Source organism: Kitasatospora sp. NPDC001119, assembly GCF_053598475.1.
On sequence record NZ_JBSFKI010000002.1, the window covers coordinates 324,539 to 345,068 of the forward strand.

Sequence of the window (20,530 nt, forward strand, 5' to 3'; positions counted from 1 at the left end):
GCGACAACCCGCACCGGTGGAACGGGGGGGAAGGGCGCCGGCCGGGACCATGTGTGGTGATGGCCTCCCGGCCGGACCCGTCGAGGCGTTGCTGCTCCGCCTCGACGGGAGCGCCTTGGCATTGGCGTACCGATGGCGGCCCCCGGACGACCCGGCGTGCGACGGCACCCGGGCCCGGGGGTCCGCCGTCCCACCCGGTACCGTGACCGCCTGATCCATGATCACGCCGTACCGCCCACCGGCACCGTGAGCCCGCCCGGCCCACCGGTGCCGCGGCCCGCGCGGCGAGGAACAGGGGCAGCACCAGGGGAGAGGCGTCCGGCAGGGAGAGTGCGACGTGACGGCGGAACCGGCGGTCACACCGCAGCAGGGACCGGTGGGCGAGGAGCCCGACGAGGCCGCCCGGCAGCTCTACCTGGCCATCATCGCCGAGGGCGGCCGCGTCCCCACCGGCGAGGTCGCGGACGCCGACCGGGGCGCGCTCCAACAGCTCATCGACATCGGCCTGTTGATGGTCAACCGGATGGACCGCTGCTACACCGCCGTCAGCCCGCGCTCGGTCAGCGACCGCCTCGGCGCCGAACTGCGCAGCGAGGCCACCCGGCTGCTGGTCCGCGCGGAGAACCTCCCGGGCGCCCTCGACGGCCTCACCCGGGCCTACGACGCGATGCCCCGGCCGACCGACCGGGCCGGCGGCGCCGTCCACGTCGAGGGGCACGTCCACATCCGCCAGCGGATCTCCCAACTGGTCTCCGACTGCCGCTCCGAGGTCCTCACCGCGCAACCCGGCCACCGGCCCGCCGACACCCTCCAGGTCGCCCTCCTCCAGGACGTCCAACTGCTCCGGCGCGGCTGCTCGCTGCGCACCATCTACCAGCCGGTCGCCCTCGCCGACCCGCCCGCCCTCGCCTACGCCGAGGAGGTCACCCGGCACGGCTCGCTCATCCGGGTGCTCGACGAGCCCTTCCAGCGGCTGATCGTCTTCGACCGGACCGTCGCCGTGATCTCCGCCAACGACGACAACAGCACCGCCGCCTTCATCACCGACCCGGCCACCATCACCTACCTGGTCGGCACCTTCGAACGCGACTGGGCCCGCGCCGACACCGCCGGCGCCGCCGCCCCCGGCCAGACACCCGCCCGCACCATCCCCGACCGGGTCGGCCGGCTGCTCGCCCGCGGCCTCACCCAGCGCGCCGTCGCCACCCGGCTGGGCCTGAGCGAACGCACCGTCGCCGCCCACATCTCCCGGCTGCGCGACCGCTACGGCGCCCAGACCCTCTTCCAACTCGGCTGGCTGATGCGAGGCTCCCGCGATGACCGATGAGCCGAGCCCGGCCGAGCGGGCGCTCTACCTCACCGCCGTCCGGGGCGGCGGCCGACTGCGCCCCGAGGACCTCGCCCCCGCCGACCGCCCCACCCTGGCCGCCCTCGTCGCCCGCGGCCTGCTCACCCCCACCGCCACCGGCTGGACCGCCGCCAGCCCGCGCGCCCTCGGCGACCGGATCGGCCTCGAACTGCGCACCCGCGCCCTCCGCCTGCTACGGCACGCCGAGCGGCTCCCGGGCACCCTCGGGCCACTGGCCCGCGCCTACGACGCCGCCCGCCACCCGGGCGTCGACCTCCCGGCTATCCACTCCGGTGCCGGCGATCCCGGTGCCGGCGATCCCGCGGCCGGCACCGTCGACGACGCCGCCGAAGTCCGCCGGCGGGTCGGCGAACTCGTCTCGGAATGCCGGGAGGAGGTCCTCGCCGCCCAGCCCGGACCGCGTCCCCTCGAAGCCCTCCGGATGGCCCTCGCCCAGGACCTCTCGCTGCTCCGCCGCGGCTGCTCACTGCGCACCGTCTACCAGCCGGTCACCCTCGCCGACCCCGCCGCGCGGAGCCAGGTCGCGCTGCGCACCGGGCACGGCGCCCAGGTCCGCGTCCTCGCCGAACCGTACGAGCGGGTACTGGTCTTCGACCGCGCGGTGGCCGTCATCCCCGCCGACGAGGACCGCAACCGGGCCGCCTTCCTCACCGACCCCACCACCGTCGCCTACCTGGTCGCCCAGTTCGAGCGCGACTGGGCCCGCGCCACCCCCGCCGACCGCCACCTCGACCCGCCGTCCGTCACCACCGTCCGGATCGGCCGGCTGCTCGCCCGAGGCCTCACCCAACGGGCCGTCGCCACCCGGCTCGGCGTGAGCGAACGCACCGTCGCCGCCCACATCTCCCGGCTGCGCGACCGCTACGGCGCCCACAGCCTCTTCCACCTCGGCTGGCAGCTCCGCGGAGAACACCATGACTGACACCCCCGCCACCCCGCTCTCCGCCGCCCTCCCGGACGCCGCCGCCCGCGCCCTCTACCTCGCCGTCCTGCGCGAGGGCGGCCGGGTCCGGGCGGCCGAGGTCGGCGAGGAAGACGGTCCTGCGCTCCGACGGCTGGTGGAAGTCGGGCTGCTGGTGCCGCAGTTGCAGGACGCGGCGTACAGCGCGGTCGACCCGCGGGCGGCCACGGAGCGGATCGGCACCGAGATCCGCCGACAGAGCGCCCGCCTGCTCGTGGAGGCCGAGCAACTGCCCGAGCTGATGGGCGAACTGTCCCGCGCCTACGACGCGACCCCGAAACGGCGGAGCGGCACGGCCGGGGTCCGCTACCTCACGGCGAAGGAGGACATCCGGCACGGACTGGAACTGCTGGCCCAGGAGTTCCCCGACGAGACGATGACCGCCCAGCCCGGCGGCCCTCGTCCCGCCGAACTGCTACCCGACTCCCTCGACCGCGCCCGCCGCGTCCACGAGCGCGGTGGCACCGTGCGCTCGCTCTACGAGGCCTCGGCCAGACTGGACCCGCCGACCGTCCGCTTCGCCGCCGAGGTCGCCCTGCTCGGCTGCACCACCCGGATCCTCGACGTCCCGTTCACACGCTTCCTGGTCTTCGACCGCACCGTGGCTGTCATCCCGGCCGCTCCCGATCACACCAGCGCCGCCGTGGTCGACGACCCGGCGATGGTGTCCTTCGTGGTGGACGCCTTCGAGCAGCTCTGGCAGCGCGCCGAGGGAGTCAACTGGGCTGCCCTGGCCGCCGGTTCCGCCGACTCGCCCAGCCATCAGCAGATCGCCCGACTGCTCGCCCAGGGCCTCACCCAGCGCTCGATCGCCACCCGCCTGGGCCTGGGCGAGCGGACCGTGGCCGGCCACATCGCCCGGCTGCGGGAGCAGTACGACGCCGAGACGCTGTTCCAGCTGGGCTGGCAGATGCGGGGGGAGCGGCTGTGACCGACACCGGATTCGCCCTGCCCGACGACACCGCCCGCGCCCTCTACCTGGCCATCCTGCGCGAGGGCGGCCGGATCCGGATCGCGGACGTGGCGGAGGAGGACGCGCAGACCGTCCAGACCCTGATGGACCTGGGGCTGCTGAAGCCGTACGTCCTGGACGGCTCGCTCAGCGCGGTGGACCCGCGCTCGGTCACGGCCCGGATCGGCGCCGACCTGCGGGCGGCCGGCACGCGTCTGCTGACGCGGGCCGAGGAACTCCCGGACGTGTTCGGCGACCTCACCGTCGCCTATGACGCGGCGTCCCGCCGCCGCGACCGCTCCGGGAGCACCCGGGTCGTCGAGGGCATGGAGAACATCCGGCACCAGGTCTCCCAACTCTCCGAGGAGCTCCGTCACGAGGCACTCTGCGCCCACCCCGGCGGCGCCCGGCCGGTGGACGCCGCCGACGACACCGTGAACCACGCCCGCCGCTTCCTGGAGACGGGCGGTTCGATCCGCACCCTCTACCAGTCCGCGGCCCGTCTCGACGCCTCGACCGTCCGACTGGCTGCCCGGCTGACCGGGATCGGCTGCCACATCAGGGTCGCGGCGTTCTCGTTCCCCAAGATGCTGATCTTCGACCGCACCGTGGCGGTGGTCGCCGCCGCACCGGGGGTAACCAGCGCGGCCGTCATCGACGACCCGGCCGTGGTCGACTTCCTGGTGCGGACCTTCGAACTGCACTGGCAGGACGCCGAGGGCGTCAACTGGGCCTCCCTGGCATCCGGTTCCAGCGAGCCGTCCGTGCCCGAGCAGGTCGGCCGGCTGCTCGCCCGCGGCCTCACCCAGCGGGCGATCGCCACCCGCCTGGGCCTGGGCGAGCGGACGGTCGCGGCCCACATCGCCCGGCTGCGGGAGCAGTACGACGCCGAGACGCTGTTCCAACTGGGCTGGCAGATGCGGGGAGCCCACGATGCCTGACGCCGGCCTGCCGGACGCCGCGGCCCGGGAGCTCTACCGGGAGATCCTCAGGGACGGCGGACGTCTCCGGCTCAGTGAGGTCCGAGCGCAGGACGAAGCGGGGGTCAGGCAGCTCGCCGACCTCGGCTTCCTGGTTCTGCACGCGGCGGACGGCGTCTACAGCGCGATCAACCCCCGGGCCGTGAGCGAGCGTCTGGGCGCCGACCTACGGGAGGAGAGCAGCCGTCTGCTCGCCAGGGCAGCCAGTCTCCCGGATCTGCTGGAGGACCTCACCCAGGCCTACGACGCGGCTCCGCGTCGTAGGGACGTGGCGAGTGGCGTCCGGCAGGTGGCGGGCATGGTGGAGATCCGGCACCTGCTCTCCCAGCTCATCAAGGACTATCCGCACGAATGCCTGACCGCCCAGCCGGGCAGGTTCCATCCTCCGGCTCAGCGGGAGGACAGCCTCGCGCAGACGTGCCGCTACATCGAGCGCGGTGGCTCGGTGCGCACGATCTACCAACCGCAGGCCAGGCTGGACCGGGATCAGGTCGAGTACGCGGCGGAGACCACGAAGCTCGGTTCGCGGATCCGGGTCCTCGACGCAGCCTTCAGCCGGACCCTCATCTTCGACCGAACCGTTGCCCTGATCCCGGCCGCCCCCGACAACAGGGCCGCTGCGGTGGTGGAGGATCCCGCGACCGTCACGTACCTGGTCGGGGTCTTCGAACAACAGTGGCGGCAGGCGCAGGTCGTGGACTGGGTCGACCTGGCGGCCACGTCGACGGAACCCGCCGCCCACGAGCAGGTCGGGCGGCTGCTCGCCCGCGGCCTCACGCAGCGGGCGATCGCCAGCCGGTTGGGGCTGAGCGAACGCACCGTCGCCGGTCACATCGCCCGGCTGCGTGAGCTGTACGACGCGGAGACGCTGTTCCAGTTGGGCTGGCAGATGCGGGGAGCCCGGGCGGGGGAGCCCGGTGGGTAGCCGCTGCTCAGCCGGTGGCGGCGCCGGTCGGCCAGTAGCCGGGGACGGCGGGCTGCTGCCGGGGGACGTTGAACTGCTCGCCGGGGGCGGTCCAGAAGCCCTCGCGCAGGGAGAGCGCCATGCCGGCCCAGTCGAGCGCGGTCTCGACCGTGTGGTTGAGGGCCTCCTGCGACCAGGTGTCGTCGAAGACCAGCGGGAGGACGGGGGCGACCTGCTCGATGGTGGCGATCAGCGGGTTGTGGGTGATGGCCTCGTCGACCAGGAGGACGATCGGCTTGCGCAGCGCGGACGCCCAGCCGAGCTCCAGGCTCACGCCGGCCGAGAGCGGGGCGCCGACGTAGGCGAACACGAGGTCCGCGGACTGGAGGGCGCGGAAGTCGGAGGGGACGCGGGGCTCCGGCGCGCGGCCGGAGATGGTCCAGGCGTCGCTGTGGTGCGCGCTGTACACGGCGGCACCGCTGCGGAGGAGGGTGGTGCGGAGCGTCGTCAGCCGCGTCCGGCTGGCGAGGGTCACCACGCTGTCGGCCGGCCCGGTCAGTCGCATCAGCGGGGCGGCCAGGAACACACGTGCACGCCGACCCTCAGGGGCCTGGCTGTCGTGGTGACGCAGGTAGGGCTCGGTCATGTCGACTCCGGGGAAGTGGCCTTCCGGCGCGATCGGGGCACTGCTTGAGCGGATGCGTGTGATCAGGCTGGACGGCTTACAACGGATGGGCGGTGATGGCGTATTTGATTGAACATTGCCAGGATTGGGGGCTCTGTCGGACCATCGAGAGCGAACTGATCGTCCATCGCTAACAGCCGTCGCGTCCAGGGTTCACCGGTGTCATGTGGATGCCTGGCAGGGAGATGACGCGGAGGTAGGGCTTGGCATGTCTGTACGACTTGAGGCAGCATGTGGACGATAGTGCTTCTCTTGTCGGTTGATGCCGTACGCATGAGGAAGGGGTAGGTGCATGTCTCGTCTGCGCCGATTTGTCCGCAAGACCGCATTGATGTCGGTTGCCGGCGTGGCCTTGTTGGCTCTTGCGTATTCCGCGGCTTCGGACGTGGGCACTCCGGCGGGCGCGGTCACGGTCTCCATGCAGCGTGGTGTGGTCAGCGACTTGGATGTCGGCTGGTCCTAATCCCGATACGGACTGCGGAGCTTCCCGGGATTGTCGGTGCACTGAGTCCTGTTGGCCCGGCGAGGCCGACATCCCTCGTGTGTTCCTGCTGTCAGGAGTGCTCTGATGCGCGGGCGAGGGCATATCCGAGCTGGAACAGTGACTCCACGTTGTAGTCTTCGCGCATTTCGGCTATGTGCCGGGCGAGAGTTCGTTCACTGATGCCCAGGCGGCGTGCGATGACCCGGTGGTTGATCCCGGCGAGCAGCAGGTCGATGATGGTCTGGCGGAGCCGCGACACTACTTGCTGGGGAACAGCGCGGTTGCCGTCGAATTCGAGAGCCCTGTTCCAGCTTGGTTCGAATACTTCCTCTGCCAGATAATTGGCGATCACCGGTTCGAAGATGAATGCTGCCAGCGTCATGTCGTCGGCCACCGGTATGACAGCTGCCCGCCGGTTGATGACGATGAGTCGCGTGTACGGCTCGTCCAGCGTGCGGAACTGCCCACCGGCCTTCGCAAGTCTGGCCACGTAGTCCCTGGTGGGTTGGTGGTAGCGCGTGCTGGCGTGGTAGATGGTGCGCATGGCCGTGCCACTGTTCAGTGCATCGAGGTCGCGTTCGACCATCGAGGCCAGCAGTTCGGGCGGGCGTGGTCCGCCCGGTTGCAGGGCAAGAGCTTCTTCGACCCCCGCCGCCATGAGTTGGTCGATTCTCTGGTTTATCAGAACCTTGCCCTGGACGTATTCGATCGCGCCACTGCTCTTTTCCGGCGCATGGAATTCCTGGGAAAGCTCCTGGAGTTCAACCGGAAGGGAAACCGCCCGGGACAGGAGGTCGAGGGCCTGGCGCTGCCAAGTACCGCTCAGTCGTGCCGAGAGTTGTGCTGGATCGACGGCGACCAAGTCGCTGCGTTCGTCGGCATCGGGCATCAGCAGCCCGATCTCCAGGAGTTCGGTGAGCGTGTTGGGCTGGTGGCACCTGGATTCCGAGGAAACCCGCCCGCCGGCCCTGACGATCTCCAGGTAGAGGGCCCGGGCCTCGGGTGACAGAGCGGGAGTCCCACCCGCGGTGGGACCGAGTTGAGCCCGTCCACTCATCTTCGGCTCCTTGCCGTCCATCCGGGGCTGTTCAGGATCTGTCGGCCCTGAAGTCTAGGCTGCGAATCCTGCGGCACGTCGACCGTGCGACCGTTCGGTCAGTTTGTCAGGGTGTCACTCTCTCACCACACGGCAGCCGCCGGCACCCCCCGAGAGGAGGGGCCGGCGGCCGGTGGGTGCCCGGTCAGCGCTTGGGGCGCCAGACGACGAGGGCGCTGGACTGCGGGGTGGGGGGCTGGTACGGGACGAGGTCGCGGCGGTAGGAGGCGTGGACGGCGGCCTCGCGCTGCTGGAGGGCGGTGGCGGCGCCTTCCAGGGAGTCGACCAGTTCCGTGACGCGGGACTGGAGGGCGGTGACCTGGTTCTCCAGCTCGATGATCCGCTTGATGCCCGCCAGGTTGATGCCCTCGTCCTGGGAGAGCCGCTGGACCTCGCGCAGCTGCTGGATGTCGCGGGCGGAGTAGCGGCGGCCGCGGCCGGCGGTGCGGTCGGGGCAGACCAGGCCGAGGCGGTCGTACTGGCGCAGGGTCTGCGGGTGCAGGCCGGACAGTTCGGCGGCCACGGAGATGACGTACACCGGGGTGTCCTCGGTGAGGACGTACGCCGGCGGGGCGGTGGCGGCGCGGCGGGTGCGGCGGGGGCCGGCGCCGGGCAGGCCTTCGCCGAGGCCGGGGCCGATCGGAGTGTCGGGGTCGATCGGGTTCATCGGGGACATCTGGTCGTCACGCTCCCTTCGCCGCCCGGAAGAGGGCGGCGCGCGGATCGTCGGAGGCGGTGGCCTCGCGGTACTGCTCGAGGGCGTTCAGCGCGTCGCCGGTGACGTGCTGCGGCACCACGACCTCGACGGTGACGAGGAGGTCGCCGCGGGTGCCGTCCTTGCGGGTGGCGCCCTTGCCGCGGGCGCGCATGGTGAGGCCGTTGGCGCTGCCCGGGGGCAGCTTGAGCTTCACGGCGGGGCCGTTCAGCGTGGGCACCTCGATGGTGGCGCCGAGCGTGGCCTCGGGGAAGGTGACCGGCACGGTGACGGTGAGGTTGTCGCCCTTGCGGCCGAAGACGGGGTGGGGGTCGACGTGCACGGTGACGTAGAGGTCGCCGGGCTGTCCGCCGCGCTCGCCCTGTGCGCCCTTGCCCTTGAGCCGGATGCGCTGGTCGGCCTGGACGCCGGCCGGGATGCGGACCTGCATGGTGCGGGCCGAGCTGGCCCGGCCGCTGCCGTGGCAGTCGGTGCACGGGTCGTCGACGATCATGCCCCGGCCGCGGCAGTCCTTGCACGGCTCGGAGAGCGCGAAGGCGCCCTGGCCGCGGCTGACGGTGCCCGCGCCGACGCAGGTCGGGCAGACCCGCGGGGTGGTGCCGGTCTTGGCGCCGGTGCCGTTGCAGCTGCGGCAGGGGGCCTGGCTGGTCATCCGCAGCGGGACGGTCGCGCCGTCCACCGCCTCCTCGAAGGAGAGCGTCACCTCGGTCTCGACGTCGGCGCCGCGCCGGGGCTGGGCCTGCCGGGTGCCGCCGCGGTTGAAGAGGCCGCCGAAGACGTCGCCGATGCCGCCCCCGCTGCCGGCGCCGCCCTGGCTGCCGCTGAAGAGGTCGCCGAAGTCGAAGCTGTAGCTGCCGGTGCCGCCGGGGCCGCCGCCGGCCCGGAAGCCGCCGTTGGCGAAGAGGCTGCGGGCCTCGTCGTACTCCTTGCGGCGCTTCTCGTCGGAGAGGACGTCGTACGCCTCGGAGATGTCCTTGAACCGCTCCTCGGCCTTGGCGTCACCCTTGTTGGCGTCGGGGTGGAACTCGCGCGCGAGCTTGCGGTAGGTCTTCTTGATCTCGGTGGCGGTGGCGTCCTTGGGCACGCCGAGGACCTTGTAGTAGTCCTTCTCGACAAAGTCCTTGCCACTCATGGCGTACGCCACCTCCCGATGTCCATCGTCACTGAGCTGTCAACAGCGGCTGCGAGCACGACTGCTGACAGCGCGCTGCGGAGCCGGCCGCCGTACTGGCCGGCGTACGACTCCGCAGCGCACTGGTTGTCACCCGTCACAGGTTGTCAGCTGTCCGAGCCACCGTCGGACTTGTCCGCGTCGGCGGACTTGGCCTCGGCGTCCGTGGACGCCTGGCTGCCGGGCTGGGGCTCGGCGACGGCCACCATCGCCGGGCGGATGATCCGCTCGCCGATGCGGTAGCCGGGCTGGAGGACCTGGACACAGGTGTCCTCGGTGACGTCCGAGGAGTAGCTGTGCATCAGCGCCTCGTGCATGGTCGGGTCGAAGGGCTCGCCCTCCTTGCCGAACTGCTGCAGGCCCAGCTTGGCGACGACCGTCTCCAGCGACTCGGCGACGGACTTGAAGCCGCCGGTGACCTCGCCGTGCTCGCGGGCGCGGCCGATGTCGTCCAGGACCGGGATCAGCGACTCCAGGATGTTGGAGACGGCGATCTCGCGGACGGTCAGCCGGTCGCGCTCGACCCGCTTGCGGTAGTTCTGGTACTCGGCCTGGAGGCGCTGCAGGTCACCGGTGCGCTCGGCGAGCTCGCGCTTGGCGGCGGCGAGACCCTCCGAACCGGACTCCCCGCTGCCGGCCGCGGCGGCCTCCTCGGCAGCCTTGATCACGGCCTCTTCGGCGGCGGAGTCGTCGCCGGGCTTACCGCCCTGCGGCTTGTCCGTCATGCCGCACCGCCCTTGGGCTTCTCGTCGTCCACGATCTCGGCGTCGACGACGTCGTCGTCCTTGGCCTGGGCGGAGTCACCGGAGGGGGCGGCACCGGCGGTGGCGTCGGCGTTGGCGTACAGCGCCTGGCCGAGCTTCTGCGCGGTGGTGGAGACCTTCTCCGAGGCCTCGCGGATCTTCGCGATGTCCTCGCCCTTCAGGGCCTCCTTGAGCTCGCCGATGGCGGTCTCGACCTCGGTCTTGACGTCGCCCGGCAGCTTGTCGGCGTTGTCGGCGATGAACTTCTCGGTCGAGTAGACGAGCTGCTCGGCGGAGTTGCGCGTCTCGACGGCCTCGCGGCGCTTGTGGTCGTCCTCGGCGTACTGCTCGGCCTCGCGGCGCATGCGGTCGACCTCGTCCTTCGGCAGCGAGGAGCCGCCGGTGACGGTCATCTTCTGCTCCTTGCCGGTGCCGAGGTCCTTGGCGCCGACGTGCATGATGCCGTTGGCGTCGATGTCGAAGGTGACCTCGATCTGCGGCAGGCCGCGCGGCGCCGGCGGCAGGCCGGTCAGCTCGAACATGCCGAGCTTCTTGTTGTACGCCGCGATCTCGCGCTCGCCCTGGTAGACCTGGATCTGCACGGACGGCTGGTTGTCCTCGGCCGTGGTGAAGATCTCGGAGCGCTTGGTCGGGATCGTGGTGTTGCGCTCGATCAGCTTGGTCATGATGCCGCCCTTGGTCTCGATGCCGAGGGACAGCGGGGTGACGTCGAGCAGCAGGACGTCCTTGACCTCGCCCTTCAGGACACCGGCCTGGAGCGCGGCGCCGATGGCGACGACCTCGTCCGGGTTGACGCCCTTGTTGGCGTCCTGGCCGCCGGTCAGCTCCTTGACGAGCTCGGCGACGGCCGGCATGCGGGTCGAGCCGCCGACGAGGACGACGTGGTCGATCTCGGACAGCGAGATGCCGGCGTCCTTGATGACGTTGTGGAACGGGACCTTGCAGCGCTCCAGCAGGTCCGCGGTCAGCTGCTGGAACTGGGCGCGGGTGAGCTTCTCGTCCAGGTGCAGCGGGCCCTCGGCGGAGGCCGTGATGTACGGCAGGTTGATCGAGGTCTCGGAGGACGAGGACAGCTCGATCTTGGCCTTCTCGGCGGCCTCGCGCAGACGCTGGAGGGCCATCTTGTCCTTGGACAGGTCGACGCCGTGGCCGCCCTGGAAGACCTTGACCAGGTGGTCGACGACGCGCTGGTCCCAGTCGTCGCCACCGAGGTGGTTGTCACCGTTGGTGGCCTTCACCTCGACGACCCCGTCGCCGATCTCCAGCAGGGAGACGTCGAAGGTGCCGCCGCCGAGGTCGAAGACCAGGATGGTCTGGTCGTCCTTGTCCAGGCCGTACGCCAGGGCGGCCGCGGTCGGCTCGTTGACGATGCGCAGGACGTTCAGGCCCGCGATCTCGCCGGCCTCCTTGGTGGCCTGGCGCTCCGAGTCGTTGAAGTACGCCGGGACGGTGATGACGGCGTCGGTGACCGTCTCGCCCAGGTACGCCTCGGCGTCCCGCTTCAGCTTCTGCAGCACGAAGGCCGAGATCTGCTGGGGGTTGAAGTCCTTGCCATCGATGTTGATCTTCCACCCGGTGCCCATGTGGCGCTTGACCGAGCGGATGGTGCGGTCGACGTTGGTGACCGCCTGGCGCTTGGCCACCTCGCCGACGAGGACCTCGCCGTTCTTGGCGAAGGCGACGACGGACGGCGTGGTCCGAGCGCCCTCGGCGTTCGTGATGACGGTGGGCTCGCCACCCTCCAGAACGCTGACGACCGAGTTCGTCGTACCGAGGTCGATGCCGACCGCGCGTGCCATCGTAGATACCTCCACGGAAGAGTTGAGCTTTACAGGCTCAAGGATGCACGACCCGGTGGACGGAGTCAACAGCTATGAGCGCCGCTCGCTCAACTTTGCTGAGCGACGGGGCGGAGTGGGCGCGCCACGCCGGGGCGGGGGTGCGGCCACGTGACTGCCGCCATAGCTTGGGAATCTTCTGGACGACGGTCGGTCACCGGTAATGTCCGGGCCGTCGGCCCGGCAAGTTACCGACCAGTACACTCAGTTCCCAAGACCGTGTAACGCAGAGCCTGCTCAACCGCAAAGCCGCAGGAGACGGAGAGCCGATGCAGCTAGCAGCGATCGTCATCTCGCTGGTCACATTCGTGATCGGCACCGCGCTCGCCGCCCGTGCGGCGCTGTACATCTACAAGGTGGTCCGCACCGGTGCGCCGGACTCCACCCGCTTCGGGCAGCCCGCCCAGCGGGTGAAGACCGTCGCGACCGAGTTCGTCGGCCACACCAGGATGAACCGCTGGGGGATCGTCGGCATCGCCCACTGGTTCGTGGCGGTCGGCTTCTTCAGCCTGGTGCTGACCATCGTCAACGCCTTCGGCCAGCTCTTCGACGCCGACTTCGCGCTGCCGATCATCGGCCACTGGATGATCTGGCAGCTCTTCGTCGAGCTGGTCGGCACCCTGACCACGCTGGGCATCGCCGTCCTGATCGTGATCCGGCTGATGAGCCTGCCGTCCCGGTCCGGCCGCAAGTCCCGGTTCGCCGGCTCGATCGCCTGGCAGGCCTTCTACGTCGAGTACACGATCCTCGGCATCGGCCTGTGCATCCTGATGCTGCGCGGCCTGGAGGGCGCCCTCAACGGCGTCGACTCGTACGGGCCGGAGCACCTGGTCTCGTACCCGCTGGTCTCCGCGCTGGGCGGCCTGTCGCACGGCACGCTGGAGAACCTGATCTACCTGTTCGCGATGCTGAAGATCTGCATCTCGTTCGCGTGGGCGACCACCATCGGCCTCAACCCCTCGATGGGCGTGGCCTGGCACCGCTTCCTCGGCTTCTTCAACATCTACTTCAAGCGCGAGGAGGACGGCGGCACCGCGCTCGGCGCCCTCCGTCCGATGACCTCGGGCGGCCGGCCGATCGACTTCGAGGACCCGGCCGAGGACGCCGTCTTCGGCGTCTCCCAGGTCGAGCACTTCTCCTGGAAGGGCATCCTCGACTTCTCCACCTGCACCGAGTGCGGCCGCTGCCAGTCGCAGTGCCCGGCCTGGAACACCGGCAAGCCGCTCTCGCCGAAGCTGCTGATCATGAGCCTGCGCGAGCACGCCTACGGCAAGGCGCCGTACCTGCTGGCCGGCGGCGGCAAGGACATGGAGGGCGAGGAGCGGGCCACCTCCGAGCAGCTCAAGGACGTCCCGGCGGCCGCCCTGGCCGAGGCCGAGCGCCCGCTGATCGGCACCGCCGAGGCCCCTGACTCCGGTGGTTTGGGCGGCGTCATCGACCCGGACGTGCTGTGGTCCTGCACCACCTGCGGCGCCTGCGTCGAGCAGTGCCCGGTGGACATCGAGCACATCGACCACATCGTCGACATGCGCCGCTACCAGGTGATGATCGAGTCCTCGTTCCCGACCGAGGCCGGGACGATGCTCAAGAACCTGGAGAACAAGGGCAACCCGTGGGGCATGGCCACCAAGGCCCGCCTGGACTGGGTCAAGGAGCTCAAGAAGGAGACCGGCATCGAGGTGCCGGTGATCGGCGAGGACATCGACCCCGCCGAGGTCGAGTACCTCTACTGGGTCGGCTGCGCCGGCGCCCTGGAGGACCGCGCCAAGAAGACCACCAAGGCCTTCGCCGAGCTGCTGCACACCGCGGGCGTGAAGTTCGCGATCCTCGGCAAGGAGGAGTCCTGCACCGGTGACTCCGCCCGCCGCCTGGGCAACGAGTTCCTGTTCCAGATGCTCGGCGCGCAGAACGTGGAGACGCTGAACGCGGCCCTGGAGGACGCCCCGGTCAAGCGGATCGTGGCCACCTGCCCGCACTGCTTCAACACCATCGCCAACGAGTACCCGCAGCTGGGCGGCCACTTCGAGGTCATCCACCACACCCAGCTGCTGCAGCACCTCATCGACGAGGGCAAGCTGATCCCGGTCAACCCGGTCGAGGGCCTGATCACCTACCACGACCCCTGCTACCTGGGCCGCCACAACAAGGTCTACAGCCCGCCGCGCGAGATCATGGACAAGGTCCCCGGTCTGCGCCAGCAGGAGATGCACCGGCACAAGGAGCGCGGCTTCTGCTGCGGCGCCGGCGGTGCCCGGATGTGGATGGAGGAGCGCATCGGCAAGCGGATCAACACCGAGCGTGTGGACGAGGCGCTGTCGCTCGACCCGGACATCGTCTCCACCGCCTGCCCGTTCTGCCTGGTGATGCTCTCCGACTCGGTCAACGGCAAGAAGAACGAGGGCGCGGCCAAGGAGCACCTGAAGGTGGTCGACGTGGCCCAGCTGCTGCTCGACTCGGTGAAGGCCCTCCCGCCGACCGGGGACGAGGAGCAGCCCGCGACGGTCGGCGCCTGACCGGCGCCGACGAGCCCGCTGTTCGACAGTTCTGCTACAACTGCCCGGCCCGGTGGACGCCGCGAACGCGCCCGCCGGGCCGGGCTTTCGGTCGCTCCGGACGGCCTGCCCCGGTACGGCGGGCGTACGGGGGGTGACGGCAATCGCACAGGCGCCGGACGGGCATTCGGTCGGAAGCAAATACAGTAGGCCCGGACCGGCTTCGTGCCGGTCGACCCGTTCCGGACGGAAGCCCCGGGCGGGTGGCGACCCGCGCCGGCCGCACGGCCGGGTCCAGACCGACGACGAGGTGTCGGCCCGCCGGGCCGGGCCGCAGAGACCACAAGGGGAACAGCGCAGACCATGACCGAGGCGATCATGCTGGTCGGTGGTAAGGGCACGCGACTGCGTCCGCTGACCACCCACACCCCCAAGCCGATGCTGCCGGTGGCAGGCGTCCCGTTCATCGCGCACCAGTTGGCCCGCGCGGCCGCCGCCGGCGTCACCCGCGTCGTGCTGGCCACCTCGTACCTGGCCGAGGTGTTCGAGGACCACTTCCAGGACGGCACCCCGTACGGCATCGAGCTCGTCTACCTGACCGAGCGCGAGCCGCTGGGCACCGGCGGGGCGATCCGCAACGCCGCCTCCGGCCTGACCTGCGGCCCGGACGAACCGGTCCTGGTCTTCAACGGCGACATCCTCTCCGGCGTCGACATCGCCGCCCTGCGCGACGGCCACGTGGCCGCCGGGGCCGACGTCACCCTGCACCTGACCCGGGTCGAGGACCCGCGGGCCTTCGGCCTCGTCCCGACCGACGAGGACGGGCGGGTGCTGGAGTTCCTGGAGAAGCCGGAGACCCCGGAGCAGATCGTCACCGACCAGATCAACGCCGGCTGCTACGTCTTCACCCGGTCCGTGATCGACCGCATCCCGACCGGCCGCGAGGTGTCCGTCGAGCGTGAGACCTTCCCCGAACTGCTGGCCACCGGCGCGCTGCTGCGCGGTGTCGTCGACACCTCGTACTGGCTGGACCTGGGCACCCCGGCGGCCTTCGTCCGCGGCTCGGCCGACCTGGTGCTCGGCAAGGTCGACTCCCCGGCCGTCCCCGGCCCGACCGGCGACGCCCTGCTGCTGCCCGGCGCCACCGTCCACCCGGGCGCGGTGCTCAGCGGCGGCACCGTGGTCGCCGAGGACGCGGTGGTCGAGGCCGGCGCGATCGTCGAGGGCAGCGTGATCCTGCCCGGCGCGGTGATCGGCCCGGACACCCTGGTCAAGGACTCGATCGTGGGCGCCTTCGCCACCGTCGGCGCCCGCTCGGCGCTGGACGGCGCGGTGATCGGCGACGGCGCGATCGTGGAGTCGGACAACGAGCTGCCGAACGGCATCCGGATCGCCTGCGGCACCCTGCTGCCGGTCGGCGCCGTCCGCACCTCGGCCGGCCCGGGCGGCTGCCCGGCCGGCACCAGCGCGGCCGCGGCGGTGCACGGGCCGTCGGTCGGCGCACAGCGGTAGCCACCCCGCGCCCCGCGGGTTTTCGGCCCCGTTCGTCTCAGCCTCGCTGCAAACCGGCCCCGGCTTCGTCCGGGGCCGCCGCGGGCCGGGCCGGACGGGTACCTTCGGACCGTGGCTGGTAATCGATACGACAACGGTCAGGGCGCGGACCGTCCGCGCGGCGGGTGGTCGGCCCCTCCGCCGCCGTCCGCGCCCGGGGGGCACGGGGGGACGGACGGGCCGGAGTACTTCACGGCCCCGCACGCGGCGACGCCCGGCGGGCCCGGCGGCGCGCCCGGCGGTCCGGGCGGTCCCGGCACGCCCGGTGGTCCCGGGCAGACGGCGGGGGACGGGTACGACCCGTACGCGGCGGACCGGCCCGGCAGCACCCGGGCCTTCCCCGTCGGCGACCCGTACGCGGCCGGCGGTCCGTACCAGGGACAGCCGCCGTACCAGGGGCACCCCGGCCAGGAGCACGGCTACTACGACGACGGCCACGGGCAGCAGCCGCCCTACGGCCCCGAGCAGGGCTACGGCCCCGACCAGGGCTACGGCGCCGAGCAGGGCTACGACCAGCAGCCGTACGGCCAGGACAACGTCGCCGTCTACCGGGCCGGCGGCCAGTCCGCCCCGCACGTCGCCGGGCCCCGGCCGCACTGGCGCGAACTGTTCACCGGCCTGTTCCGCAGCCCGACCGCGGTCTTCGACCGCACCCGCGACCACCAGGTCTGGCTGCCCGCCCTCACCGTCTCGCTGCTGTACGGCGCGCTCGCGGTGCTCGGCATCGGGCTCACCCACGACGACATCGTCAACTCGACCTTCACCGTGGCGCTGACCGGCATCCTCGCCGCCGCCATCGGCTTCACCGTGGCCGGCGCGCTCTTCGGCGGGGTCACCTACGCGATGGCCCGCCAGCTGGGCGGCGACGGCCCGTGGAAGGCGACCGTCGGCCTGGCCGCGCTGATCGGCTGGCTCACCGACGCGCCCCGGCTGCTGCTCGACCTGGTGCTGCCCTCCGGCAGCGCCGTCGTCCAGGTCGTCGGCTGGGCCACCTGGATGCTCTGCGCGTACCTGCTGACCAGCATGGTCCGGCGGCTGCACGACCTGCCCTGGGGCAAGGCCGCGGCCGCCTCGGCGATACAGCTGGTGGCGCTGCTGGTGCTGATCAAGCTGCCGACGCTGGGCTGAGCCGCACCGGGCGGAGCGATGCCGGGCCGAGGGCTCCGACGGGCGAAGGGCAGAATGGGGGCGGGTCGCGGCCGAGCGCCGGGCCCGCCCCACCCTCGTCGTCCCACCTTCACCGGAGCCAGGAATGACCCTCCCCACCACCCACGTCAGCTTCCCGGCCGGGGCGGTGACCGGCGAGTCCCCGGTGCTCGCGGTGCACCCGCTGGCCGACGGCCGGTACGCCGTCGTCACCGCGGCGACCCCGTTCCACCCGCTCGACCACACCTGGCCCGACCAGCCGGCCGACCTCGGCACCCTGACCGTCGACGGCACCGAGCTGGCCGTGGTCGACTGCCTGACCGGCGCCGTCGGCCCGGAGGGCGGGGAGCCACTGGTCGGCGCCGACATCCCGGTCCGGCGCGGTGACGAGGAGTGGTCCTGGCTGGTCCTGCACGTCGTCGACGGCGACCCGGGGGACCTCGTCGGCCGCACCGCCGCGCTCGCCGTCGACGCCGACCGCCGGGGCGCCCTCAGCGCCTCGCACAGCGGCTGCCACCTGCTCGCCCTCGCCCTGAACGCCGCGCTCGCCCCGCGCTGGCGCAAGGACCCGGGCCGCTCGGACGCCTTCGGCCACCCGGACTTCGACAGCCTCGCGATGGCGAGCTCGGTGATGGACACCGCGGCCAGCACCGACACCTACCGGCTCGGCAAGTCGCTGAAGAAGAAGGGCTTCACGGTGGACGCCACCGAGGAGTTCCCGGCCCTCGCCGACGCCCTGCCGGCCCTCACCGAGGCCGTCAACGCCCGGCTGGCCGCCTGGGTCGCCGCCGACGCCCCGGTCCGCATCGAGGTGCCCGGCCCCGAGCTCACCGCCCGCCGCCAGTGGCACTGCGAGCTGCCCGAGGGCGGCGCGCAGATCTTCTGCGGCGGCACCCACCTGCACCACCTCGGCGAGCTGGCCGAGCTGCGCACCGAGCTGCGGCTGTCCGAGGACGGCACCGAGCTGGTAGCCGTCACCAGCCCGAAGCGGGCCTGAGAAACGCCGCGGGCGGCCTGATCCCTCGGGTGAGGGGTCAGGCCGCCCGTCGTGCGTGCGCTCCGTGGGGCCCGCGGGTCCTGCGGGTCCTGTGCTCAGACGTCGCTGCGGTGGAAGTTCAGGTACGAGCGGGACGGCGTCGGGCCGCGCTGGCCCTGGTAGCGCGAGCCGTAGCGCTCCGAGCCGTACGGGTGCTCCGAGGGCGAGGAGAGCCGGAACAGGCACAGCTGCCCGATCTTCATGCCCGGGTAGAGCTTGATCGGCAGCGTCGCGACGTTCGACAGCTCCAGGGTCACGTGGCCGCTGAAACCGGGGTCGATGAAGCCGGCCGTGGAGTGGGTGAGCAGGCCCAGCCGGCCCAGGCTCGACTTGCCCTCCAGCCGGGACGCGACGTCGTCGGGCAGCGTGATGACCTCGTACGTCGAGGCCAGCACGAACTCGCCGGGGTGCAGGATGAACGCCTCGTCGCCCTCCGGCTCGACCAGCCGGGTCAGGTCCGGCTGCTCCTCGGAGGGGTCGATGTGCGGGTACTTGTGGTTCTCGAACACGCGGAAGAAGCGGTCGAGGCGCACGTCGATACTCGACGGCTGGATCATCGCCGGGTCGAACGGGTCGACGACGACCCGACCCAGGTCGATTTCGGTCCGGATGTCCTTGTCAGAGAGCAGCACGCTTCGAGGTTACGTGCACGACAGGGCCCCGGACGAATCCGCCCGGGGCCCGTTCCGTCCCTCCGCGACCGTCAGGCCAGGAACTCCGCGGCCTCCAACCGCATCGCCCGCGCCAGTTGCGGCTCCGACAGCTCCCGCACGTCGGCCAGCACCGAACTCCGCATCCGTCCGCACTGCGGGCAGCGGATCAACCGTCCGGGCCCGAGCCGGCCAGGACCGAGGTTCTGCATCGGGAACGTGGTGGTGCTGAACAGGTGCCCCTCGGCACAACGAACGACGGCGCGCTGCTCCATCGATCCCCTTCCCATCCCTAACCCAGTACTCACCCGTACGCACTCGCCCCGACGGCCGAGCCCCGGGACAGCGTCACATTAGGGGATGTTCCGGACATTCCTCACCATGGCTCGCCGCCTCGGCCCCCACCCACCGGAGCACTCGCGCGCGGCCCACACAGTACGCCTCCACACCCGCCCCACCCGGCTCCGCCACGTCCACCGACCCCCTGTGCAACCACCGGTGCGAATGGGGTACAGTGACACTGGATCGAGCGGTCTCTGACGGCTCATCAGGCGGGCGTAGTTTAATGGTAGAACATGAGCTTCCCAAGCTTAGAGCGCGAGTTCGATTCTCGTCGCCCGCTCCAGCAGTAAAGCCCCAGGCCAGTGGCCTGGGGCTTTCGCGTTGTCCGGGGCCGGTCGGGGCGGTCAGTGGGGGTGGGTCCAGGCGGGGGTCCAGGTGCCGGGGGTGCCGGGGGTGGGGGCGGCGGTGGCGAGGTGGGCCCGGAGGGCGGGGAGGGCCGGGTGGGGGTTGTCGCGGTGCCAGAGGAGTGAGTGGGGGTAGACGGGCGTCGGGTCGGTCACCGGGATGCGGCGCAGGCCGTGGGCGGCGGGCCAGACGAGGCGGGTCCGCTCGCTCATGAAGGTGGCGAGGGCTGGGGTGTCGGCGATGGTGTCGAGGAGGGCGTCGGAGCCGAAGTTGGGGCCGGTGGCCTCGATGGTGAGGCCGAACTCGGCGACGAGGTCGGCGTAGTAGGCGCCCCACTCGGTGCCGGGGACGATGCCGGGCATCCAGATCCGGTGGCCGGCCAGGTCGGCGACGGTCAGCGTCCGGGCGCCCGCCAGGGCGTGGGCGGGGCCGGTGAGGAGGTGGAGCGGTTCGTCGAGCACCCGGACGGATGCGATGTCCTCGGGGAGCGGCCGGCCGGGCATGGCGACGGCGCGGAAGGTGGCGTCGATCGTGCCGGAGCGGACGGCGGCCACGGCGGTCTCGATGTCGTGCAGCATCAGCACGTCGAGGTCGATGTCCGGGTGGGCGCGGTGGAAGTCGCGCATCAGACCCGAGACGGCTCCGCGCGAGTTGAGCACGTCGACGCGCAGCGGGCGGCGGCCGGCCCGTACGGACGCGACCGCGCGTTCGGCGGCGCGCAGCAGTTCGCGGGCGTGGGGCAGGAACGCCTGTCCGTCGATGGTGAGTTCGGCGCCGCGCGGGGTGCGGGTGAACAGCCGCACGCCGAGGTCGCGCTCCAGAGCGGCGACGCGTTTGGAGACGGCCTGCTGGGTGATCGACAGGTCGACGGCGGTCTTCTGGAACTGGCCGGCTTCCGCGATGGCGGCGAAGGTGCGCACTGCTTCGAGGTCCACGCCGATCCACTGTAGAGAACAACCTGTGGTTGTGCGGGGTGGGCGAAACGGTTGTTTGACCGGCCGCTGTGCCTCCCGGTTGGCTCTCACCGGTCAACTCCGGTTTGTCCGGTC

General features: G+C 71.5%; 18 protein-coding genes, 1 tRNA gene and 1 pseudogene. 11 read left to right on the forward strand and 9 right to left on the reverse strand.

Annotated features, from left to right (window positions below; translation table 11 throughout):
* Nucleotides 1–337: 337 nt before the first annotated feature.
* The 5 genes from ACWDD9_RS03825 to ACWDD9_RS03845 are packed head-to-tail and all read left to right on the forward strand — an operon-like array spanning nucleotide 338 to nucleotide 5,187.
* Nucleotides 338–1,327 carry a LuxR C-terminal-related transcriptional regulator gene (locus ACWDD9_RS03825; protein WP_049650416.1) on the forward strand — a complete coding sequence of 330 codons (990 nt, stop codon included), beginning with the start codon at nucleotides 338–340 and terminating at the stop codon, nucleotides 1,325–1,327.
* A complete protein-coding gene (locus tag ACWDD9_RS03830; RefSeq protein WP_449810703.1) occupies nucleotides 1,317–2,291 on the forward strand; it encodes a LuxR C-terminal-related transcriptional regulator in 975 nt (324 codons plus the stop codon). The genes ACWDD9_RS03825 and ACWDD9_RS03830 overlap by 11 nt, the downstream gene beginning before the upstream one ends.
* On the forward strand, nucleotides 2,284–3,261 hold the full coding sequence (locus ACWDD9_RS03835) for a LuxR C-terminal-related transcriptional regulator (RefSeq protein WP_449810704.1): 978 nt from the start codon (nucleotides 2,284–2,286) through the stop codon (nucleotides 3,259–3,261). Before ACWDD9_RS03830 ends, ACWDD9_RS03835 begins: the two co-directional genes overlap by 8 nt.
* Nucleotides 3,258–4,223 (forward strand): LuxR C-terminal-related transcriptional regulator, encoded by a 966-nt coding sequence (locus ACWDD9_RS03840; RefSeq protein ID WP_449810705.1) that lies wholly within the window; start codon nucleotides 3,258–3,260, stop codon nucleotides 4,221–4,223. The genes ACWDD9_RS03835 and ACWDD9_RS03840 overlap by 4 nt, the downstream gene beginning before the upstream one ends.
* Nucleotides 4,216–5,187: a LuxR C-terminal-related transcriptional regulator gene (locus ACWDD9_RS03845; protein ID WP_449810706.1), complete on the forward strand. Its 972-nt coding sequence runs from the start codon at nucleotides 4,216–4,218 to the stop codon at nucleotides 5,185–5,187. Before ACWDD9_RS03840 ends, ACWDD9_RS03845 begins: the two co-directional genes overlap by 8 nt.
* Before the next feature lie 7 nt (nucleotides 5,188–5,194).
* Here ACWDD9_RS03845 and ACWDD9_RS03850 read toward each other — a convergent pair whose 3' ends face one another.
* Nucleotides 5,195–5,812 (reverse strand): TIR domain-containing protein, encoded by a 618-nt coding sequence (locus tag ACWDD9_RS03850; RefSeq protein WP_143204511.1) that lies wholly within the window; start codon nucleotides 5,810–5,812, stop codon nucleotides 5,195–5,197.
* 331 nt (nucleotides 5,813–6,143) lie between these two features.
* On the opposite strand from ACWDD9_RS03850, the gene ACWDD9_RS03855 reads away from it, so the two are divergent.
* Nucleotides 6,144–6,314, forward strand: coding sequence for a hypothetical protein (locus tag ACWDD9_RS03855; RefSeq protein WP_181970623.1), 171 nt, complete (start codon nucleotides 6,144–6,146; stop codon nucleotides 6,312–6,314).
* A 91-nt stretch (nucleotides 6,315–6,405) separates the two neighbouring features.
* Here ACWDD9_RS03855 and ACWDD9_RS03860 read toward each other — a convergent pair whose 3' ends face one another.
* From ACWDD9_RS03860 to dnaK, 5 genes are all read right to left on the reverse strand, one after another.
* Nucleotides 6,406–7,413 (reverse strand): helix-turn-helix domain-containing protein, encoded by a 1,008-nt coding sequence (locus ACWDD9_RS03860; protein WP_449810707.1) that lies wholly within the window; start codon nucleotides 7,411–7,413, stop codon nucleotides 6,406–6,408.
* Between the two features lie 163 nt (nucleotides 7,414–7,576).
* Nucleotides 7,577–8,107 (reverse strand): heat shock protein transcriptional repressor HspR, encoded by a 531-nt coding sequence (locus ACWDD9_RS03865; RefSeq protein WP_380741244.1) that lies wholly within the window; start codon nucleotides 8,105–8,107, stop codon nucleotides 7,577–7,579.
* A gap of 7 nt (nucleotides 8,108–8,114) precedes the next feature.
* Nucleotides 8,115–9,278: a molecular chaperone DnaJ gene (dnaJ, locus tag ACWDD9_RS03870; protein ID WP_049650429.1), complete on the reverse strand. Its 1,164-nt coding sequence runs from the start codon at nucleotides 9,276–9,278 to the stop codon at nucleotides 8,115–8,117.
* A gap of 146 nt (nucleotides 9,279–9,424) precedes the next feature.
* A complete protein-coding gene (grpE, locus tag ACWDD9_RS03875; protein WP_049650422.1) occupies nucleotides 9,425–10,042 on the reverse strand; it encodes a nucleotide exchange factor GrpE in 618 nt (205 codons plus the stop codon).
* Complete coding sequence (gene dnaK, locus ACWDD9_RS03880) at nucleotides 10,039–11,880, reverse strand: molecular chaperone DnaK (protein WP_074001854.1); 1,842 nt, start codon at nucleotides 11,878–11,880, stop codon at nucleotides 10,039–10,041. Before dnaK ends, grpE begins: the two co-directional genes overlap by 4 nt.
* Nucleotides 11,881–12,188: 308 nt before the next feature.
* On the opposite strand from dnaK, the gene ACWDD9_RS03885 reads away from it, so the two are divergent.
* The 4 genes and pseudogenes from ACWDD9_RS03885 to ACWDD9_RS03900 all read left to right on the forward strand — a co-directional run bounded on the left by ACWDD9_RS03885 (nucleotide 12,189) and on the right by ACWDD9_RS03900 (nucleotide 18,105).
* Entirely contained in the window at nucleotides 12,189–14,432 is a 2,244-nt protein-coding gene (locus tag ACWDD9_RS03885) for a (Fe-S)-binding protein (protein WP_387976491.1), read from the forward strand.
* 342 nt (nucleotides 14,433–14,774) lie between these two features.
* A pseudogene (locus ACWDD9_RS03890) lies at nucleotides 14,775–15,848 on the forward strand (sugar phosphate nucleotidyltransferase); the annotation flags it as partial.
* Nucleotides 15,849–16,034: 186 nt separating this feature from the next.
* Nucleotides 16,035–17,090, forward strand: a complete 1,056-nt coding sequence (locus tag ACWDD9_RS03895; RefSeq protein ID WP_449810708.1) for a Yip1 family protein — start codon at nucleotides 16,035–16,037, stop codon at nucleotides 17,088–17,090.
* 124 nt (nucleotides 17,091–17,214) lie between these two features.
* Nucleotides 17,215–18,105, forward strand: coding sequence for an alanyl-tRNA editing protein (locus ACWDD9_RS03900; protein WP_074001851.1), 891 nt, complete (start codon nucleotides 17,215–17,217; stop codon nucleotides 18,103–18,105).
* 95 nt (nucleotides 18,106–18,200) lie between these two features.
* Here ACWDD9_RS03900 and dcd read toward each other — a convergent pair whose 3' ends face one another.
* Nucleotides 18,201–18,776: a dCTP deaminase gene (gene dcd, locus ACWDD9_RS03905; protein ID WP_049651628.1), complete on the reverse strand. Its 576-nt coding sequence runs from the start codon at nucleotides 18,774–18,776 to the stop codon at nucleotides 18,201–18,203.
* Between the two features lie 71 nt (nucleotides 18,777–18,847).
* Entirely contained in the window at nucleotides 18,848–19,069 is a 222-nt protein-coding gene (locus ACWDD9_RS03910; protein WP_074001850.1) for a hypothetical protein, read from the reverse strand.
* Between the two features lie 276 nt (nucleotides 19,070–19,345).
* On the opposite strand from ACWDD9_RS03910, the gene ACWDD9_RS03915 reads away from it, so the two are divergent.
* Nucleotides 19,346–19,419: transfer RNA gene (locus ACWDD9_RS03915), tRNA-Gly, on the forward strand.
* A 61-nt stretch (nucleotides 19,420–19,480) separates the two neighbouring features.
* Here the strand turns inward: ACWDD9_RS03915 and ACWDD9_RS03920 are convergent.
* Nucleotides 19,481–20,416, reverse strand: coding sequence for a LysR family transcriptional regulator (locus tag ACWDD9_RS03920; protein WP_449810709.1), 936 nt, complete (start codon nucleotides 20,414–20,416; stop codon nucleotides 19,481–19,483).
* Nucleotides 20,417–20,530 lie beyond the last annotated feature (114 nt).

What these genes read in the sequence shown, in the direction of transcription:
- ACWDD9_RS03830 (WP_449810703.1), top strand. Translation starts at nt 1,317, where the DNA reads ATGACCGATGAGCCGAGCCCGGCCGAGCGGGCGCTCTACCTCACCGCC.
- ACWDD9_RS03835 (WP_449810704.1), top strand. Translation starts at nt 2,284, where the DNA reads ATGACTGACACCCCCGCCACCCCGCTCTCCGCCGCCCTCCCGGACGCC.
- ACWDD9_RS03845 (WP_449810706.1), top strand. Translation starts at nt 4,216, where the DNA reads ATGCCTGACGCCGGCCTGCCGGACGCCGCGGCCCGGGAGCTCTACCGG.
- ACWDD9_RS03850 (WP_143204511.1), bottom strand. Translation starts at nt 5,812, where the DNA reads ATGACCGAGCCCTACCTGCGTCACCACGACAGCCAGGCCCCTGAGGGT.
- ACWDD9_RS03855 (WP_181970623.1), top strand. Translation starts at nt 6,144, where the DNA reads ATGTCTCGTCTGCGCCGATTTGTCCGCAAGACCGCATTGATGTCGGTT.
- ACWDD9_RS03860 (WP_449810707.1), bottom strand. Translation starts at nt 7,413, where the DNA reads ATGGACGGCAAGGAGCCGAAGATGAGTGGACGGGCTCAACTCGGTCCC.
- ACWDD9_RS03865 (WP_380741244.1), bottom strand. Translation starts at nt 8,107, where the DNA reads ATGTCCCCGATGAACCCGATCGACCCCGACACTCCGATCGGCCCCGGC.
- dnaJ (WP_049650429.1), bottom strand. Translation starts at nt 9,278, where the DNA reads ATGAGTGGCAAGGACTTTGTCGAGAAGGACTACTACAAGGTCCTCGGC.
- grpE (WP_049650422.1), bottom strand. Translation starts at nt 10,042, where the DNA reads ATGACGGACAAGCCGCAGGGCGGTAAGCCCGGCGACGACTCCGCCGCC.
- dnaK (WP_074001854.1), bottom strand. Translation starts at nt 11,880, where the DNA reads ATGGCACGCGCGGTCGGCATCGACCTCGGTACGACGAACTCGGTCGTC.
- ACWDD9_RS03885 (WP_387976491.1), top strand. Translation starts at nt 12,189, where the DNA reads ATGCAGCTAGCAGCGATCGTCATCTCGCTGGTCACATTCGTGATCGGC.
- ACWDD9_RS03900 (WP_074001851.1), top strand. Translation starts at nt 17,215, where the DNA reads ATGACCCTCCCCACCACCCACGTCAGCTTCCCGGCCGGGGCGGTGACC.
- ACWDD9_RS03910 (WP_074001850.1), bottom strand. Translation starts at nt 19,069, where the DNA reads ATGGAGCAGCGCGCCGTCGTTCGTTGTGCCGAGGGGCACCTGTTCAGC.